This window comes from Variovorax sp. GW821-FHT06D12 (genome assembly GCF_059419205.1).
The window spans coordinates 328457-346305 of the sequence record NZ_JBWKRI010000004.1 but is presented as its reverse complement, the minus strand read 5'-3'; the positions used below and the strand labels follow the sequence as shown (position 1 = coordinate 346305).

At 68.5% G+C, this 17849-nt stretch carries 15 protein-coding genes; 10 read left to right on the top strand and 5 right to left on the bottom strand.

The window, feature by feature from the left end; genetic code table 11:
* Positions 1 to 43 precede the first annotated feature (43 nt).
* The 10 genes from AC07SQ_RS15265 (at position 44) to AC07SQ_RS15220 (ending at position 10747) form a co-directional block, all read left to right on the top strand.
* Entirely contained in the window at positions 44 to 1027 is a 984-nt protein-coding gene (locus AC07SQ_RS15265; protein WP_495273102.1) for a Bug family tripartite tricarboxylate transporter substrate binding protein, read from the top strand.
* Between the two features lie 107 nt (positions 1028 to 1134).
* Complete coding sequence (locus AC07SQ_RS15260; RefSeq protein WP_095949726.1) at positions 1135 to 2469, top strand: ABC transporter substrate-binding protein; 1335 nt, start codon at positions 1135 to 1137, stop codon at positions 2467 to 2469.
* A complete protein-coding gene (locus AC07SQ_RS15255) occupies positions 2466 to 3221 on the top strand; it encodes an ABC transporter ATP-binding protein (protein ID WP_495273101.1) in 756 nt (251 codons plus the stop codon). The genes AC07SQ_RS15260 and AC07SQ_RS15255 overlap by 4 nt, the downstream gene beginning before the upstream one ends.
* Complete coding sequence (locus tag AC07SQ_RS15250) at positions 3208 to 3906, top strand: ABC transporter ATP-binding protein (RefSeq protein ID WP_495262696.1); 699 nt, start codon at positions 3208 to 3210, stop codon at positions 3904 to 3906. Before AC07SQ_RS15255 ends, AC07SQ_RS15250 begins: the two co-directional genes overlap by 14 nt.
* A gap of 12 nt (positions 3907 to 3918) precedes the next feature.
* Positions 3919 to 4785, top strand: coding sequence for a branched-chain amino acid ABC transporter permease (locus AC07SQ_RS15245; protein WP_495273100.1), 867 nt, complete (start codon positions 3919 to 3921; stop codon positions 4783 to 4785).
* Between the two features lie 14 nt (positions 4786 to 4799).
* Positions 4800 to 5831 (top strand): branched-chain amino acid ABC transporter permease, encoded by a 1032-nt coding sequence (locus AC07SQ_RS15240; RefSeq protein WP_495273099.1) that lies wholly within the window; start codon positions 4800 to 4802, stop codon positions 5829 to 5831.
* Positions 5828 to 6940, top strand: a complete 1113-nt coding sequence (locus AC07SQ_RS15235) for a class II histone deacetylase (RefSeq protein ID WP_495273098.1) — start codon at positions 5828 to 5830, stop codon at positions 6938 to 6940. Before AC07SQ_RS15240 ends, AC07SQ_RS15235 begins: the two co-directional genes overlap by 4 nt.
* Positions 6941 to 7003: 63 nt before the next feature.
* Positions 7004 to 7636, top strand: a complete 633-nt coding sequence (locus AC07SQ_RS15230) for a CHAP domain-containing protein (protein WP_495273097.1) — start codon at positions 7004 to 7006, stop codon at positions 7634 to 7636.
* A 20-nt stretch (positions 7637 to 7656) separates the two neighbouring features.
* On the top strand, positions 7657 to 8424 hold the full coding sequence (locus tag AC07SQ_RS15225) for a class II glutamine amidotransferase (RefSeq protein WP_062477710.1): 768 nt from the start codon (positions 7657 to 7659) through the stop codon (positions 8422 to 8424).
* Positions 8425 to 8539: 115 nt separating this feature from the next.
* Positions 8540 to 10747: a TonB-dependent receptor gene (locus AC07SQ_RS15220; RefSeq protein ID WP_495273096.1), complete on the top strand. Its 2208-nt coding sequence runs from the start codon at positions 8540 to 8542 to the stop codon at positions 10745 to 10747.
* On the opposite strand, the gene gshB is transcribed toward AC07SQ_RS15220, so the two are convergent.
* The 5 genes from gshB to AC07SQ_RS15195 form a co-directional block, all read right to left on the bottom strand.
* Positions 10748 to 11701 (bottom strand): glutathione synthase, encoded by a 954-nt coding sequence (gshB, locus tag AC07SQ_RS15215; RefSeq protein ID WP_095743317.1) that lies wholly within the window; start codon positions 11699 to 11701, stop codon positions 10748 to 10750.
* Positions 11701 to 12984 (bottom strand): benzoate/H(+) symporter BenE family transporter, encoded by a 1284-nt coding sequence (locus AC07SQ_RS15210; protein WP_495273095.1) that lies wholly within the window; start codon positions 12982 to 12984, stop codon positions 11701 to 11703. Before AC07SQ_RS15210 ends, gshB begins: the two co-directional genes overlap by 1 nt.
* A 41-nt stretch (positions 12985 to 13025) precedes the next feature.
* Positions 13026 to 14894: a potassium transporter Kup gene (locus AC07SQ_RS15205; RefSeq protein ID WP_159273598.1), complete on the bottom strand. Its 1869-nt coding sequence runs from the start codon at positions 14892 to 14894 to the stop codon at positions 13026 to 13028.
* A 156-nt stretch (positions 14895 to 15050) separates the two neighbouring features.
* A complete protein-coding gene (gene gshA, locus AC07SQ_RS15200) occupies positions 15051 to 16367 on the bottom strand; it encodes a glutamate--cysteine ligase (RefSeq protein WP_062477724.1) in 1317 nt (438 codons plus the stop codon).
* Between the two features lie 184 nt (positions 16368 to 16551).
* Positions 16552 to 17844, bottom strand: a complete 1293-nt coding sequence (locus AC07SQ_RS15195) for a glutamate-5-semialdehyde dehydrogenase (RefSeq protein ID WP_070063688.1) — start codon at positions 17842 to 17844, stop codon at positions 16552 to 16554.
* Between the last annotated feature and the right edge of the window lie 5 nt (positions 17845 to 17849).

Here is a 17849-nt window from a genome sequence, read left to right as displayed (position 1 = left end):
TCCCGTACTCCGACACATCTCACACAACCCGAGGAGAGAACCCATGCGCAGACGTTCGCTGATTGCTGCCGGCCTGGCCGCCGGCCTGTCCCCCATCGCCCTGCCCGCCCTGGCGCAGGGCCTGGGGGGCAAGACCCTGAACCTGATCGTGCCCTACCCCGCAGGCGGCGGCTCCGACATCAACGCGCGCCTGGCCGCGCCCGAGCTGTCGCGGCTGCTGGGCCAGCCGGCGATCGTCGACAACGTGCCCGGCGCCAGCGGCTCGCTCGGCGTGATGAAGGCGGCCAACGCGCCGGCCGACGGCACGGCCCTGCTCGTGGGTTCGCCGATGGAGCTGATGCTCACGCCGCTCACGCTCAGCAGCGCGCGCTACAAGGCCGAAGACTTCCGTCCCATCGGCGTGATGGCCGTCACCTCGATGGTGCTGCTGGCGCGCAGGGACCTGGGCGCGGGCAGCGTCGACGAACTCATCGCGCTCTTGCGCCGGCCCGACACGAAAGAGCTGAGCTACGGCAGCATCGGCCCCGGCTCGCTCTACCACCTGCTGGGCGAGCGCTTCATGCAGCAGACGGGCACCAAGATGCTGCATGTGCCCTACAAGGGCTTCGCGCCGCTGGTGAACGACCTGCTGGGCGGGCAGATCGACCTGGTGTTTGCGCCGCTGGCCGGCAACGTGCCCGACCTGCTGGACGCCGGCAAGGTCAAGGCGCTGGGCATCGCGGCCTCGGCGCCGCACGAACGCTTCACGGCCATTCCGCTGATCCGCAACAGCAAGGGGCTGGACGACTTCGTCTACAGCCTGTGGGCGGGCATCCAGGTGTCGCACCGCGTGCCCGAGGAAGCGCAGCAGCGGCTGCACACGGCCTTCAACCAGATGATGCTCAAGCCCGAGCTGCGCCGTGCGCTGGAACTCGGCGGCAGCAAGGTGGCGCCCGAACAGACGCTGGCCGAGCTGCGCCGCGGCTACCAGGCCGACATGGAGCGCTACCGCGCCATCGCCAAGTCGGTGAACCTGCGGCCCGAATGACATCCGCGGGCACGGGCCCGCGTTTTGCCAGTTTTCGATAACGCCGCGGCGGCGCGCAGAGAGAGGATGCGGACCTGTCCATCCTTCATCCGCCAAGGAGAACCTCCATGTCCGCCGACACGCCCGCCGCTCTCTCCTCCGACCTTTTCCGTGCAGCCTCCGGCGCCCTCACGCGCCGCCAACTCGTCATCGGCGGCGGCGCGGCCGCGCTGGCCGGCGTGCCCGCGCTGGCGCATGCGCAATCGAAGACCATCAAGATCGGCTACCTCACCACGCTGTCGGGCGTTCGCGCCAACTTCGGCGAGGCCGACCCCTGGAGCCTGGAGCGCGTGCGCGCCGCGCTGAAGGACGGCCTGACCATCGGCGGCACGACCTACAAGGTGGAGATCGTGGTGCGCGACACGCAGTCCGACGCCAACCGCGGCGCCACCATGTCCAGCGAACTGCTGCTGCGCGAGAAGGTCGACCTGCTGCTGGTGCAGGACAGCGACGCCGCACTGGCCGCCGGCCAGCTGTGCGACGTCAACGGCGTGCCGATGGTGTCGACCATGGGCCCGTGGCAGGCCATCACCTTCGGGCGCGGCTCCACGCCGCAAAAAGGTTTTCCGTTCTCGTTCCATTTCTTCTGGGGCGCCGACGACGTGCTGAAGAACTTCTTCGGCATGTGGGAGCCGCTGAAGGTGGAGCGCACGCTGGGCACGCTGTACATCGACAACGGCCCGGGCCACGCCTTCGCCGATCCGGCCACGGGCATCCCGGGCGGCGCCAAGCAGCGCGGCTACAAGGAGACCAACGGCGGCTTCTTCAAGATCGCGACCGACGACTTCAGCAACCAGGTGTCGAGCTTCAAGGCGGCGCGCGCGAACATCGTCTCGGGCTTTGCCTACGCCAACCACTTCGCCACCTTCTGGAAGCAGGCGCAGCAGGCGGGCTACCGGCCCGAGGTGGTGACGATGGCCGCGTCGTTCCTGTTCCCCAGCGCAGTGGAGTCGCTGGGCGCCGCGGGCAACGGCATGTCGACCGAGGTCTGGTGGACGCCCAACTTCCCGTTCAAGTCGTCGCTGACGGGCCAGAGCGCCAAGGCGCTCGCGGCCGACTGGGAGGCCACCACCGGCAAGCAGTGGACGCAGCCCATCGGCTACGGCCACGCGCTGTTCGAGGTCGGCATCGCCGCGCTGAAGAACGCCACGAACCCGAAGGACAAGAAGGCCGTGCGCGACGCGCTGGCCAACCTGCAGCTCGATTCGGTGGTGGGGCGCATCGACTTCAAGGGCAGCCCGATCAAGAGCGTGGCCGTCACGCCGATGGTGGCGGGCCAGTGGCGCAAGACCAAGGCGGGCAGCAAGTTCCCGTACGAACTGGTCATCACGCACAACAGCACCGCGAAGCAGATTCCGGTGGAAGACGAGCTCAAGCTGCTGTCGCAGCTCAAGGCTGCATGAGCGATTGCCTCGTCATCGACGGCCTGTGCAAGCGCTACGGCGAGATCGTCGTGGCCGACCAGGTGGCGCTCTCGCTCGCGCGCGGCGAGTGCCTGGGCGTGGTCGGGCCGAACGGCGCGGGCAAGAGCTCGCTGTTCAACCTGATCACCGGCGTGGCCGTGCCCGATGCCGGCAGCATCCGGCTCGAAGGCCGCGAGCTGGTCGGGCTGCGCGCCGATGCGCGGGCGCGGCTGGGCGTGGCGCGCGCCTTCCAGATCCCGCAGCCCTTCGCGCACCTGAGCGCCTACGAGAACGCACTGGCCGCCGCCACCTTCGCCGCGCGGCTGCCGCGCGCGCAGGCCGCGCGCCAGGCCTGGGCCGTGCTGGAGCGCACCGGGCTGGCCGACCGCGCCGACGTGCCGGCCGGCCGCCTGCCGCTGCTGGACCGCAAGCGGCTCGAGCTGGCCAAGGGCCTGGCGGCGCGGCCGCACCTGCTGCTGCTCGACGAGATCGCCGGCGGCCTCACCGAGGCCGAGGTGCAGGTGCTGGTGGCGCTGGTGCTTGAACTGAAGCAGGACGTGGCGATGATCTGGATCGAGCACATCGCGCAAGCATTGATGGCCGTGGCCGACCGCATCATGGTGCTGAACTTCGGCCGCAAGCTGCTGGAAGACACACCCGCCGCCGCCATGGCCAGCCGTGAGGTGCGCGAGGTCTACATGGGCGTGGGCGACGAAGACGCGCAAGAGGAGCACACCCATGCCGCTGCTTGAAGTGCGCGAGCTGTGCAGCCACTACGGCGACCTGCAGGCGCTGTTCGACCTCTCGCTCGACGTGGCGGAAGGCGAAGCCACCGCACTCATCGGCGCCAACGGCGCGGGCAAGTCGACGCTGATCCGCGCCATTGCCGGGCTGGGCTCGCGCAGCCGTGGCGCCATCCGCTTCGACGGCCAGGCCATCGAGGCCGAGCCGGCCGAGCGCATCGCGCGCCGGGGCATCGCGCTGGTGCCCGAGGGACGGATGCTGTTCCCCTCGCTCACCGTCGAAGAGAACCTGCGCATGGGCGCGCTGTGCGGCCGAACCGGCCACTGGACGCTGCCCACCGTGTACGCGCTGTTCCCGATCCTGCAGGAGTTCCGCCACCGGCCGGCTACGCAGCTGTCGGGCGGGCAGCAGCAGATGGTGAGCATCGGCCGCGCCCTCATGGCCAACCCGCGCCTGATGCTGTGCGACGAGATCTCGCTGGGCCTGGCACCCGTGGTCATCGAGCAGATCTACCGCGCCTTCGGCGACATCCGCGCGCAGGGCACGGCGCTGCTGGTGGTGGAGCAGGACGTGACGCGCGCCTGCCGCATCGCGCAGCGCGTGTACTGCCTGCTCAAGGGCCGCGTCACGCTGGCCGGCCGCGCCACGGACTTCAGCGCCGCGCAGATCGCCAACGCCTACTTCGGACACTGAACACATCTCCCCATGGCCTGGCTCGAAACCCTCATCAACGGCGTGCTGCTCGGCGGCCTCTACGCGCTCTTCGGCCTCGGGCTGGCGCTGGTCTTCGGCGTGATGCGCATGGTCAACCTCGCGCATGGCGAGTTCGTGGTGCTGGCGGCGTACTTCGCGGTCTTCCTGGCCACGCAGTTTCCCGGCGTGTCGCCGCTCTTCTTCATCGTGCCGGTGGCGCTGGCGGCCTTCGGCATGGGCTACCTGCTGCAGCGGTTGCTGCTGAACCGCGCGGTGGCCACCGACGATCCGCTCACGCCGGTGCTGGTCACCTTCGGCATCGCGGTGGTGCTGCGCAACCTGATGGTCGAGCTGTTCGGCGCCGACCCTCGCGCGCTCGACGGCGGCGCGCTGGCCACGGCGGGCTTCGAGATCGGCGGGCTGCGCATCGGCTGGTACCCGGTGCTGGTGCTGGTGCTCGCGGTGCTGGCCTTCGGCGCGCTGCAGTGGCTGCTGCAGCACTCGCGCTTCGGCCTCGTGGTGCGCGCCACCTCGGACCACCGCGAGATCGTGCGCACGATGGGCGTGCGCCCGCGCCATGTGTATGCGGTGGTGATGGGGCTGTCGCTGGCCTTCGCGTCGGTGGCGGGGCTGCTGCTGGCGCTGCGCACCTCGTTCACGCCGTTCTCGGGCGTGGAGCGGCTGCTGGGCGCGTTCGAGGTCGTGATCATCGGCGGCATGGGCTCGTTCCGCTGGGCGCTGGTCGGCGGCATCGCGCTGGGCGTGGCGCAGCTCGTGGGCCAGCGGCTCGATTCCAACGCGGGCGCGCTGTACGCCCACCTGCTGTTCTTCGCGGTCCTGATGGTGCGCCCCAACGGCATCGCAGGTTCCCGCACCTGAGATCACTGACTTCGATGCGCCATCCGTCCCTCGCCCCCTGGATCGGCTTCACCGCCGCGGCCCTTGCCATCGCCTTCGCGCCCACCGTGGCCGACGGCGGCCTGCTGCGCCTGCTCAGCGAGGTGCTGATCACGCTGGCCATGGCCCAGATGTGGAACCTGCTGGCCGGCTACACCGGGCTGGTGTCGATGGGCCACCAGGCCTTTGCCGGCATCGGCGCCTACCTGCTGTTCGTGGCCTCCGACCGGCTGGGCATCTCGCCCTACTGGATGGTGCCGGTGGCAGGCCTGGGCGGCGCGCTGCTGGCCGCCGTGGTGGCGCCGCTGATGTTCCGCCTGCGCGATGCCTACTTCTCGATCGGCATGTGGGTGCTGGCCGAGATCGTGCGGCTCTTGGTCGCCAAGTTCCCGCTGTTCGGCGGCGAGTCGGGCGTGCCGCTGCAGGCGGTGCGGCTGGTGGAGGCCGAGACCTTCCAGCAGAACGCGTTCTGGATCTCGGGCGCCATCGGCCTGGCAGCGGTGGCCGGCGTGTACCTGCTGATGCGCTCGCCCTTCGGCCTGGGTCTGATGGCGGTGCGCGACAACGAACTGGCCGCCACCAGCATCGGCGTGAACGTGTGGCGAAACCGCTTCATCGCCTTCGTGCTGTCAGGGCTGGGCTTCGGGCTGGCCGGCGGGGCGCACTTCATGGGCACGATGTTCGTCTCGCCCGACTCGGCCTTCGACATCAACTGGGTGGTGACGGCGATGTTCATCGTGATCATCGGCGGCATCGGCACCATCGAGGGGCCGCTGATCGGCACCGTCATCTACTTCGGGCTGCGCGAGCTGTTCAACACCTGGTTCGCGATGTCGGGCGGCTGGTACCTGATTGCGATGGGCTGCATCGCGATTGCGGTCATGCTGCTGGCACCGCGCGGCCTGTGGGGCCTGGCGCGCGAACGCTGGGGCTGGCGCGGCCTGAGCGTGCAGCGCCATCCGCCGCCGCGCGACGAAGCCTCGCTTTCCGCACCTCTTCCTCCCTCCACACAAGGACGCACCGCATGAAGACCACCGCCTTCTTTCACGACGAACGCACCTTCTGGCACGTGCCCGGCGGGCTGCATGCCCTGTTCCTGCCGGTGGGCGGCTGGGTGCAGCCCATGGCCGGCAGCGGCATGGCCGAGTCGCCCGACTCCAAGCGCCGCATCAAGTCGCTGATGGACGTGTCGGGCCTGAGCGCGCAGCTCGACGTGCTGAGCGCGCCGATGGCCAGCGAAGAAGACCTGCAGCGCGTGCACCCCGCCAGCTACCTGCAGAAGTTCAAGGCCGCCAGCGACGCCGGCGGCGGCGACCTGGGCGAGGTGGCGCCCTTCGGCCCGGGCAGCTACGAGATCGCGAAGCTCTCGAGTGGCCTGGCCATTGCCGCGATGGACAGCGTGCTGCAGGGCCGCCACCGCAACGCTTTTGCACTCACGCGCCCGCCGGGCCACCACTGCCTGCGCGAGCACAGCATGGGTTTTTGCCTGTTCAACAACATCGCGGTGGCCATCGAGACCATGAAGGCGCGCCACGGCCTGGGCCGCGTGGCCGTGATCGACTGGGACGTGCACCACGGCAACGGCACGCAGGAGATCTTCTACGACCGCCCCGACGTGCTCACGCTGTCGCTGCACCAGGAGAACTGCTTCCCGCCCGGCTACAGCGGCGCCGAAGACCGCGGCACGGGCGCGGGGCTGGGCTTCAACGTCAACATTCCGCTGCAGCCCGGCGGCGGGCACGCGGCCTACATGCATGCCTTCGAGCGCATCGTGACGCCGGTGATCGACCGCTATCGCCCCGAGCTGATCGTGGTGGCGAGCGGGCTGGACGCCAACGGCGTCGATCCGCTGGCGCGCATGCAGCTGCACCCCGAGTCGTTCCGCCAGATGATGCGGCAGGTCAACGCACTGGCCGCGAAGCACTGCGACGGGCGCGTGGTGGTGGTGCACGAAGGCGGCTACTCGGAAGCCTGCGTGCCCTTCTGCGGACTGGCGGTGGTGGAAGAACTGTCGGGCCACCGCACCGAGGTGGAAGACCCGTTCAGCGACTTCTTCGGGCTGCAGCAGCCGTCGGCGCGCTTCGATGCGTTCCAGCGTGAATTGATTGGCGAGATGGCGGCGTTGCACGGACTCTGAGGCGGCGGCATGGACTAAGCTCGTCGCTGCCGGCCCGTGGCCGCGCGTCCTGCTTCACCGTCCATGCCCCGTTTCATCAACCGCCGCACCGTCGTCGTTCTCTCTGCACTCGTCCTCGCCGCCCTGCTCGGCCTGTGGGGCGCGAGCCGCTTCAACGTCAACCCGGCGCACGCGCCCGGCGAAGTGATCGACCAGTTCGAGGGCGTGCCGGTGTACTACAACGGCGCCATCAACCACGTCGACGGGCGCAGCGTGGCGCCCGACGGCTACAACATCGGCCTGCGCTGGCAGTGCGTGGAGTTCGTCAAGCGCTACTACTACGAGCGTCACCAGCACCGCATGCCCGAGGCGCGCGGCCATGCCAAGGCCTTCTTCGACGCGGCTGTGGCCGATGGCGCGCTGAACACGGCGCGCAACCTGGTGCAGCACCGCAACGGCGGCGCGAGTGCGCCTGCGGTGGGCGACATCGTCGTGTTCGCGCCGTGGCTGTTCAATCCCTACGGCCACGTGGCGATCGTGTCGCGCGTGGACGCCGACGCGGTCGAGATCGTGCAGCAGAACCCCGGGCCCTTCGGCACCTCGCGCGAGCGCCTGCCGCTGGCGCTCACCGCCGACGGGCGCACGCAACTGGGCACCGCGCGCGTGCTCGGCTGGCTGCGGCTGCCCGCAGCTACCGCCGCCTCCCCGAAACCCTGAATCGCGGTCTAATCACAGCCATGTGCCAATTGCTAGGGATGAACTGCAACACGCCGACCGACGTGACCTTCAGCTTCACGGGGTTCGCGCAGCGCGGTGGCCGCACCGACCACCATGCCGACGGCTGGGGCATCGCGTTCTTCGAGGACCGCGGGCTGCGCCACTTCGTCGACCACCAGCCGGCCTGCGAGTCGCCGGTGGCGGAGCTGATCCGGCGCTACCCCATTCAAAGCCGCAACGTCATCGCGCACATCCGCAAGGCAACGCAGGGCGAGGTCAACCTGCAGAACTGCCACCCCTTCGTGCGCGAGCTGTGGGGCCGCTACTGGGTGTTCGCCCACAACGGCGACCTGAAGGACTTCCGCCCGCGCCTGCACGGCAACTTCCACCCGGTGGGCAACACCGACAGCGAGCACGCCTTCTGCTGGATCATGCAGGAGCTGGCCAAGTCGCACGCGGGCGTGCCCAGCGTCGAGGAGCTCACGCTCACGCTGCGCGAACTGGCGCCGCAGCTGGCGGCGCACGGCACCTTCAACTTCATGCTGTCGAACGGGCAGGCGCTGTGGGCGCATGCCTCCACCAACCTCTGGTACGTGGAGCGCCGCCACCCCTTCGTGACGGCGCAGCTCTCCGATGAAGACCTGGAGATCGACTTCGCCCAGCACACCACGCCCACCGACCGCGTGGCCGTGGTGGTGACGGCGCCGCTGACCACCAACGAGACCTGGACGCCCTTCGCCTCGGGCGAGTTGCATGTGTTCGTGGACGGCCAACGGATGCCGCGCTGAGGCCTGACATTCAGTCTTTTGGCTGACACTTTTTTGCAACAACGCAAGAAAGTATCGATGAGTGAGTGCAAACAATGAACAATAACCGTTCTCATTTGCATCCGGTCGATCTTTCATGCCCGCTCCTCGTTTCTTTCTCCGCCCGACCGTGGCCGCCTCGCTGCTGGCCCTTCACGCCCTGACGGCCCTGGCGCAGACGCCGCCAGCTGAACCTGCCAGCGGCACGCTGAGCACCGTCACCGTCGAAGCCAGCGCCGACGCCTCGGCCGAAGGCCTGACCAAGCCCTTCGCGGGCGGGCAGGTGGCGCGCGGCGGGCGCGTGGGCATCCTGGGCAACCAGGACATGATGGATTCGCCCTTCTCCAGCACCAGCTACACGCACGAGCTGATTCAGAACCAGCAGGCCAAGAGCGTGGCCGACGTGCTGCAGAACGACCCCTCGGTGCGTGTGGCGCGCGGCTTCGGCAACTTCCAGGAGTCGTACTTCATCCGCGGCTTCGTGGTGAATTCGGACGACATCGCCTACAACGGCCTGTACGGCCTGCTGCCGCGCCAGTACATCTCGTCGGAGCTGTTCGAGCGCGTCGAGGTGCTGCGCGGCGCGAGCGCCTTCCTGAACGGCGCCACGCCCACGGGCGGCGGCATCGGCGGCAACATCAACCTGCTGCCCAAGCGCGCGCCGAACGACCCGCTGACGCAGGTCACGCTGGGCACGGCCAGCGGCTCGCAGAGCTATGTGTCGACCGACATCGCGCGCCGCTTCGGGCCCGACCAGAGCCTGGGCGTGCGCCTGAACGCGGCCCACCGCGACGGCGGCACCGGCGTGAACGCCGAGCAGGTCAAGCTCGACGTGGCCTCGGTCGGCTTCGACTGGCGCAGCCGCAACGCGCGCATCTCGGCCGACATCGGCCACCAGGAACACCGCCTGACGCGCACGCGCCCGAACGTGACGCTCGGCGCCGGCGTGACGCGCGTGCCCTCGGCCCCCGACAACCAGCTCAACTACGCGCAGCCCTGGACCTACTCCAACGAGCGCGACACCTTCGGCTCGCTGCGCGGCGAGTACGACCTCACCGACAACGTGACGGCCTGGATCGCCGGCGGCGCGCGCAAGAGCCACGAGGGCAATGCGCTGGCCGGCCTCACGCTCACGAACAACCTCGGCATGGGCAACATGTCGCGCTTCGAGAACCAGCGCCAGGACAGCACCCGCACGGCCGAAGCCGGCGTGCGCGGCAAGTTCGCGACCGGCCCGGTGAACCACACGGTGGTGGCCTCGTACTCCTACTACCAGCTCAAGGAGAAGAACGCCTACAAGTGGGACTTCTTCAACCCCCTGAAGACCCACCTGTATGCGCCCATCGGCTACCCGATCCCGGCCTACACGGCGAGCGCGTTCCGTGGCAACGACATGGACAACCCCGCGCTGCTGACGCAGACGCGCCTGAGCAGCCTGGCGATCGGCGACACGCTGTCGTTCCTGGACGACCGCGCGCAGCTCACGCTCGGCGTGCGGCGCCAGAAGCTGGAAAGCACCGACTTCGCCTACGACACCGGCAAGCCCACCGCGTACGAGAAAAGCCGCACCAGCCCGATGGCCGGCTTCGTGTTCAAGCTGCAGCCGCAGGTGTCGCTGTACGCGAACTACATCGAGGGCCTGAGCAAGGGCGACACCGCACCCACGGTGTCGACCGGCGGCGCCGTGCGCAACGCGGGCACGCAGCTGTCGCCCTATGTGTCCAAGCAGAAGGAGGTCGGCATCAAGTTCGACGGCGGCCGCATCGGCGGCGGCCTGGCCTTCTTCACGACCGACAAGCCGCGCGCCCTCGTCAACAGCGCCGGCTACTACGTGGCCGAAGGCCGCGACCGCCACCAGGGCCTGGAGCTGACCGCGTTCGGCGAAGCGGCCAAGGGCGTGCGCCTGATGGGCGGCATCACTTTCCTGGACGCCAAGCAGCGCGCCACGGGCGACGCCACGACCGACGGCCGCCGCGTCATCGGCATCGCGAAGACGCTGGGCACCCTGGGTGTGGAATGGGACGTGCCGGGCGTGCGCGGCCTGTCGCTGGACGGCCGCGTGGTGTCCACGGGCCCGAGCTACGCCGACGCCGCCAACACGCTGCGCGTGCCCGGCTGGACGCGCTTCGATGTCGGCGCGCGCTACCTCACCGAGGTGGCCGGCAAGCTGGTGACGCTGCGCGCGCGCATCGACAACCTGACCAACCGCAACTACTGGGCCTCGGTGGGCGGCTACCCGAACAACGGCTACCTGGTGCTCGGCGCGCCGCGCGCCTTCACGCTGTCGGCGTCGGTCGACTTCTGATCAGGCCGAGGCCAGGTGCGCCTCGAGCGCATCGATGAACATCTTCGGCACGTCGAAGCCGGTCTGTTCGGTGATCTCCTGAAAGCACGTGGGGCTGGTCACGTTGATCTCGGTGACCGAGTCGCCGATCACGTCGAGCCCGATCAGCAGCAGCCCGCGCGGCGCGAGCACCTTGCCGATGGCTTCGGCGATCTCGCGGTTGCGCGCCGTGAGCGGCTGGGCCACGCCCTTGCCGCCGGCCGCGAGGTTGCCGCGCACCTCGGTGCCCTGCGGAATGCGCGCCAGCACGAAGGGCGCCGGCTCGCCCGCGATGATCAGGATGCGCTTGTCGCCTTGCGTCACCTCGGGCACGAAGCGCTGCACCATGATGGTTTCGGCGCCGTCCTTGTTGAGCGTCTCGACGATGGAGCCGAGGTTCAGCGCGTCCTGCTTCACGCGGAAGATGCCCATGCCGCCCATGCCGTCGAGCGGCTTGAGGATGATGTCGCCGTGCTCCGCATGGAAGTCGCGCACGGCCTGCGCGCTGCGCGTGACCAGCGTGGGCGTGACGAACTGCGGAAACTCCATGATCGCGAGCTTCTCGGGATGGTCGCGCAGCGCACGCGGCGAGTTGACCACCTTCGCGCCCTCGCGCTCGGCCTGCTGCAGCAGGTGCGTCGAGTAGATGTACTCGGCGTCGAAGGGCGGGTCCTTGCGCATGAGCACGGCATCGAAGTCCTTCAGCGCCTTCGACTCGACGATGTCGACGCGGTACCAGTCCTTCGGGTCACCCGTCAGCGTGATCTGCTGCACCACGGCCGAGACGCGCCCGCCGGAGGTCCACTGGATGTCCTGCGGCAGGCAGGCCGCGATGCGGTGGCCGCGGCGCTGGGCCTCGCGCATCATCGAGAAGGTCGTGTCCTTGTAGATCTTGAAGTGATCGAGCGGGTCGGCGACGAAGAGGATGTTTTTCATCAGGCGTTCTTTCCGGCGCCGGGAGCGGCGGCTGTGGAGGGGGTTTCTGGCGGCATGTTGCCGGAAGCGGCGATGTCCTTGCCGGCCGGGGCTTTTTCAACGGGCACGTGCACCCGTGCGCGGCCGACCTGCTGCACCGCCAGCGCCACCGCGCCGGCCACCACGCCCCAGAAGGCGGAGCCGATGCCGGCCAGCGTCACGCCCGAGAGCGTGACCAGGAAGGTGATGAGCGCGGCCTCGCGGTGCGCCTCGTCGCGCACCGCCGCCGCCAGCCCGCCGCCGATGGTGCCCAGCAGCGCCAAGCCGGCGATGGCCGCGACCAGCTCCTTGGGAAAGGCCGTGAGCAGGCCCGTGACGGCCGCGCCGAACAGGCCGATCACCACGTAGATGGCGCCGCAGCTCACGGCCGCCGTGTAGCGCCGCGCCGGGTCTTCGTGCGCCTCGCGGCCCATGCACATGGCGGCCGTGATCGCGCTCAGGTTGAGCGCGAAGGCGCCGAAGGGCGCGAGCACCAGCGTGGCGAGGCCGCTGATGGTGATGAGCTTGCTGACCGGCAGGTCGCTGTAGCCGCTGGCGCGGATCGCCGCCACGCCGGGCAGGTTCTGCGAGGCCATGGTCACGACGAACAGCGGCAGCGCCAGGCTCACGATGGCCTGCCAGGTGAACACCGGCACCGTGAACACCGGCCAGGTGAGCGAGAAGTGCACGGAGGACCATGCCAGCTCGCCGCGCGCGGCCGTGAAGGCGATGGCCACCAGCAGCGTGAGCGGCACCGCGTAGCGCGGCAGCAGGCGCTTGCCCACGAGGTAGGTGCCGAGCATCAGCAGCACCAGCGGCAGTGCGGTCTGCGCCGCCGTGAAGGCCGAAATGCCGAAGCGCGCGAGCACGCCGGCCAGCAGCGCCGAGGCGATGGCCATCGGGATCTTGTTCATCACGCGCTCGAACCAGCCCGTGGCGCCCGCGAGCACGATCAGCACCGCGCAGACGATGAAGGCGCCCACCGCCTCGCCCATGCCGTAACCCGCACCGGCCACGGCCAGCACGGCCGCGCCGGGGGTGCTCCAGGCAATCATGACGGGCTTGCGCCACCATAGCGAGGGCAGCGCCGAAGCCAGCCCCATGCCGATGCCCAGCGCCCACATCCACGAGGCCACCATCTCGGGCGTGGCGCCGAAGGCCTGGGCGGCCTGGAACACGATGGCCACCGAACTCGTGAAACCCACGAGCACGGCGACGAAGCCCGCGGTGAAGGCTGAAAGGCTCAGGTCCTTGAAGAATCGCATGCCGCGATTCTGCCGGGGCGCGCGGCCTGGCGCCGCGGGCCTCAGATCTCGATCTTGGAGCCGAGCTCGACCACGGCGTTGTTCGGCAGGCCCAGGAAGGCCGCCGCGCCGCTCGCGTTGTGGTGCATCTGCGCGAACAGCTTCTCGCGCCAGGGCGCCATGCCGCTGCCCAGCGTGGGGATCACGACGTCGCGCGAGAGGAAGTAGCTGGTCGTCATCGGCTCGAGCTGGCAGCCGCGCATGCGCGCGTTGTCGAGCGCGCGTGGCAGGTCGATGTCGTTCTTGAAGCCGTAGTGCACGATCACCTGCCAGCAGTGGTTGCCCAGCGCTTCGATCTCGATGCGCTTGTCCATCGGAATCCAGGGCACCTCGTGGTTGCGCACGGTGACGAACATGTTCTGCTCGTGCAGCACCTTGTTGTGCTTGAGGTTGTGCAGCAGCGCGTTGGGCACCACGCCCGGTTCGGCCGTGAGGAACACGGCCGTGCCGTCCACGCGCGCGGGCGGGCTCATGAACACCGAGCCGAGGAAGGACTTCAGGTCGATCGCGTCGGCATGCTGCGCCTCGCCCATGAGGCGGCGGCCTTCCTTCCAGGTGACCATCAGCGTGAACACGGCACCGCCGATCAGCAGCGGGAACCAGCCGCCTTCGAACAGCTTGAGCAGGTTCGAGGCGAAGAACAGGAAGTCGACCACGAAGAAGATCGCGGTCGAGGCGATGCACAGCGCCAGCGGCAGCTTCCAGGCGTAGCGGATCACGAAGAAGGTGAGGATCGTGGTGATCAGCATGTCGGTGGTCACGGCGATGCCGTAGGCCGCCGCCAGGCTGCTCGAGGTGCGGAACATCACGACCGCCATCACGATGGCCACGAACAAGCCCCAGTTGACCAGCGGAATGTAGATCTGGCCCGCGGTGCGCACGCTGGTGTGCTCGATGTTCAGGCGCGGCAGGTAGCCCAGCTGGATCACCTGGCGCGTGACGCTGAAGGCGCCGGTGATGAGCGCCTGCGAGGCGATCACCGTCGAGAGCGTGGCCAGCAGCACCAGCGGAATGAGGGCCCATTCAGGCGCCATCATGAAGAACGGGTTCTTCACGGCCTCGGGGTTCTCCAGCAGCAGCGCGCCCTGGCCCAGGTAGTTGAGCGTGAGCGCCGGCATGACGACCGAGAACCACGCGATGCGGATCGGCTTCTTGCCGAAGTGGCCCAGGTCGGCGTACAGCGCCTCGGCGCCGGTCACGCACAGCACCATGGCGCCCAGCAGGATGAAGCTGGTGCCCGGGTTGTCCCAGATGAACTTCAGCGCGTACCAGGGGTTCAGCGCCTTGATGATCTCGGGGTGGTGCGCGATCTGCCACACGCCCAGCACGGCGATGGCCGCGAACCACGCCAGCGTGACCGGGCCGAAGAACTTGCCGATGCCCGCCGTGCCGCGCTTTTGCACCGCGAACAGGCAGAACAGCACGACCAGCGTGATCGGGATCACGTAATGCTTGAAGTGCGGCGACACCACCTCCAGGCCCTCGACCGCCGACAGCACCGAGATGGCCGGCGTGATCACACCGTCGCCATAGAACAGCGAGGTGCCGAAGATGCCGACGATCAAGAGCAGCTGGCGCAGCCTCGGCTTGTCGGCCACGGCCTGGGAGGCCAGCGCGAGCATCGCGACCAGGCCGCCCTCGCCTTCGTTGTCGGCGCGCAGCACGAGCACGACGTACTTGATCGAGACGATGACCGTGAGGGTCCAGAAGAACATCGACAGGATGCCGTAGACGTTCTCCACGGTGAACGGCACATGGCCGTGACCGAAGACTTCCTTGACCGCATAGAGAACGCTGGTGCCGATGTCGCCGTAGACGACGCCGATGGCGCCGACGATGAGGCCGGCAGAGATGTTTTTGGGGGCTGACACGGGGGTCGATGGGAAAAGGTTGGCTCGCAATGATCGACGCGTCAGTCACGCCGGGGTGCCGCGGCCGTGCCGCGCATCCCTCCGCCCTTTTGGTTCCGTTGCTGTGGGGCCGCTATTTTGCCGTTGCCCGCTGACGCCGCAACCCGCCCCCGCCGCTCATTCGTAGATTTCGGCGTCCGGGTCGGTCGCTTCCATCTCGTAACTGGCCGCGACCATGGCCAAACGGCCCACCACGCCATACATGTAAAAACGGTTGGGGGCGCTGGCGCCGGGCTTGGCGCCCGGCTGTGGCAGCTGCGCGCTTTCCGAGAAGGCCAGCGGCACGTAGCTGGCGCCCGGCTGCTTGAGGTTCTCATCGGCGGCGCGCTCGGCGTGCACGCGGTAGAAACCGCCCACCACGTAGCGGTCCATCATGTAGACCACCGGCTCGGCCACGCCGTTGTGCACGCGCTCGTTGGTCAGCACGCCTTCCTGCACGATCAGCTCGGTGGGCTCGCGCAGGTCGCGCCCGGCGCTGGTCTTGGCGGGCGACGAGGTGGCGGTGCGCGACTTGCCGATCAGCGCCTCGACCTCCTTCGCGTCGCGCACGGTCACGACGCCCGGGCTGCCGCTGCCGCTGTGGCCGCCCTTGACGACCACGAAGGGCTTCTCGTTGATGCCGTATTCCTTGTACTTGCGGCGCACCTTGGTGAGCACCGCGTCGACATGGCTGGTGAGCACGTCGATGCCGCGGCCCTCGGCCACGTCGACGCCTTCGGCGCGCGCGTAGATCGGGTTGATCAGCCAGGGGTCGATGCCAAGCAGCTTGCCGAAGCGCTTGCACAGCTCTTCGTAGCTGTGCAGGTGGTTGCTCTTGCGGCGCACCGACCAGCCCGCGTGCAGCGGCGGCAGCAGGTACTGCTCGTGCAGGTCTTCGAGGATGCCGGGCGTTCCTGCAGAAAGCTCGTTGTTGAGAAGAATTGTGCAGGGATCGAAGTTCTTCAAGCCCAGGCGGCGCTTGGAACGCACCACCGGTTCGAGCGTCACGGTCTCGCCGTTGGGCAGCTCGATCTTCTTGGGCGACTTGATGGCCGGATCGATCGAGCCGATGCGCACATTCAGGCCCGCCATGTGGAAGATGCGCACCAGTTGCGCGACGTTGGCGAGATAAAAGGTGTTTTTCGAGTGATTTTCAGGAATGACGAGCAGGTTGCGCGCCTCCGGACAGATCTTCTCGATGGCCGCCTGCGCGGCCTGCACCGCCAGCGGCAGCATTTCCTTGGTGAGGTTGTTCCAGCCGCCCGGGAACAGGTTGGTGTCGACCGGGGCGAGCTTGAAGCCCGCGTTGCGGATGTCGACGGCGCTGTAGAACGGCGGCGTGTGCTCCATCCACTCGAGGCGGAACCAGCGCTCGATGGCGGGCATCGAGTCGAGCACCCGCTGCTCCAGTTCGTTGATCGGGCCGGTCAGGGCAGTGACGAGATGCGGAACCATGCAGCGGCCTTGTTGGTTTTGTGCTTAAAGGTGGAGTGGAATTGTAGGATTTGGGGATGGCGCGCCCGATGACAAGCAGCCAAAGAGAACAAAGCACCCCAATCCACAACACACGTTGCAAGAACACCGCGGCACGGGCCTCGCCGCGCCGCCGGCCCGATGGCCCCGGCCCTTCGGACCCCGATTAACCGCGGACTTCGCCCTGCCCCAGCACCACGTACTTGAGCGAGGTCAGGCCTTCGATGCCGACCGGGCCGCGCGCGTGGAACTTGTCGGTGCTGATGCCGATTTCGGCGCCCAGCCCGTACTCGAAACCGTCCGCGAAGCGCGTGCTCGCATTCACCATCACGCTGGCCGAATCGACCTCGCGCAGGAAGCGCTGGGCGTTGATGTGGTCGCGCGTGACGATGGCGTCGGTGTGGTGGCTCGAGTAGCGGTTGATGTGCGCAATGGCCTCGTCCAGCCCCGCCACCACCTTGATGCTGATGACGGCGGCCAGGTACTCCTCGGACCAGTCGGACTCGACCGCATCGATCACCTTGGCCTGCGGATGGTGCGCCTCGCTGGCGCGCAGGATCGCGGCGGCGGCCGGGTCGCAGCGCATCTCGACGCCCTTGGCGGCGAAGATGGCGGCGATCTCGGGCAGGAAGTGGTCGGCCACCGAAGCCGCCACCAGCAGGCCTTCGGCGGCGTTGCAGGGGCTGTACTTCTGGGTCTTGGCGTTGTCGACGATGCGCAGCGCCATGTCGAACTCGGCCGTGTCGTCCACGTAGACGTGGCAGTTGCCGTCCAGGTGCTTGATGACGGGCACCTTGGCGTCGCGGCTGATGCGCTCGATCAGGCCCTTGCCGCCACGCGGAATGATCACGTCGACGAACTCGGGCATGGCGATCAGCTGGCCCACGGCCTCGCGGTCGGTGGTCTGCACCAGCTGCACCGCATCGACCGGCAGGCCGGCTTCGGCCAGTGCCTCGGACACCAGCAGCGCCAGCGCCTTGTTCGAGTCGATGGCTTCCGAGCCGCCGCGCAGGATGGCGGCGTTGCCGCTCTTGATCGCCAGGCTCGCGGCCTCGATGGTCACGTTGGGGCGGCTCTCGTAGATCATGCCGAAGACACCGATCGGCACGCGCATCTGGCCCACGCGGATGCCGCTGGGCTGCTGCTTCATGCCGATGATCTCGCCGATCACGTCGGCCATGCCGGCCAGCTGCTCGCAGCCCTCGGCCACGGTCTCCAGGACCTTGGGCGTGAGCTTGAGCCGGTCGACCATCGGGGCCGACAGGCCGGCGGCCGTGGCGCGCTCCAGGTCCTTTTGATTGGCGACGGCCAGCGCGGGGCCGGCATCGCGCAGGCGCCGGGCCAGCGCTTTCAGTGCTCTGTTTTTGGTAGCTGCATCCGCACGGGCCATGAGGAATGCAGCGGCTTTGGCTTGCAGACCGAGGGTCTGCATGTGCTCGCTGACGTTGAACGCGTTCATAGCGG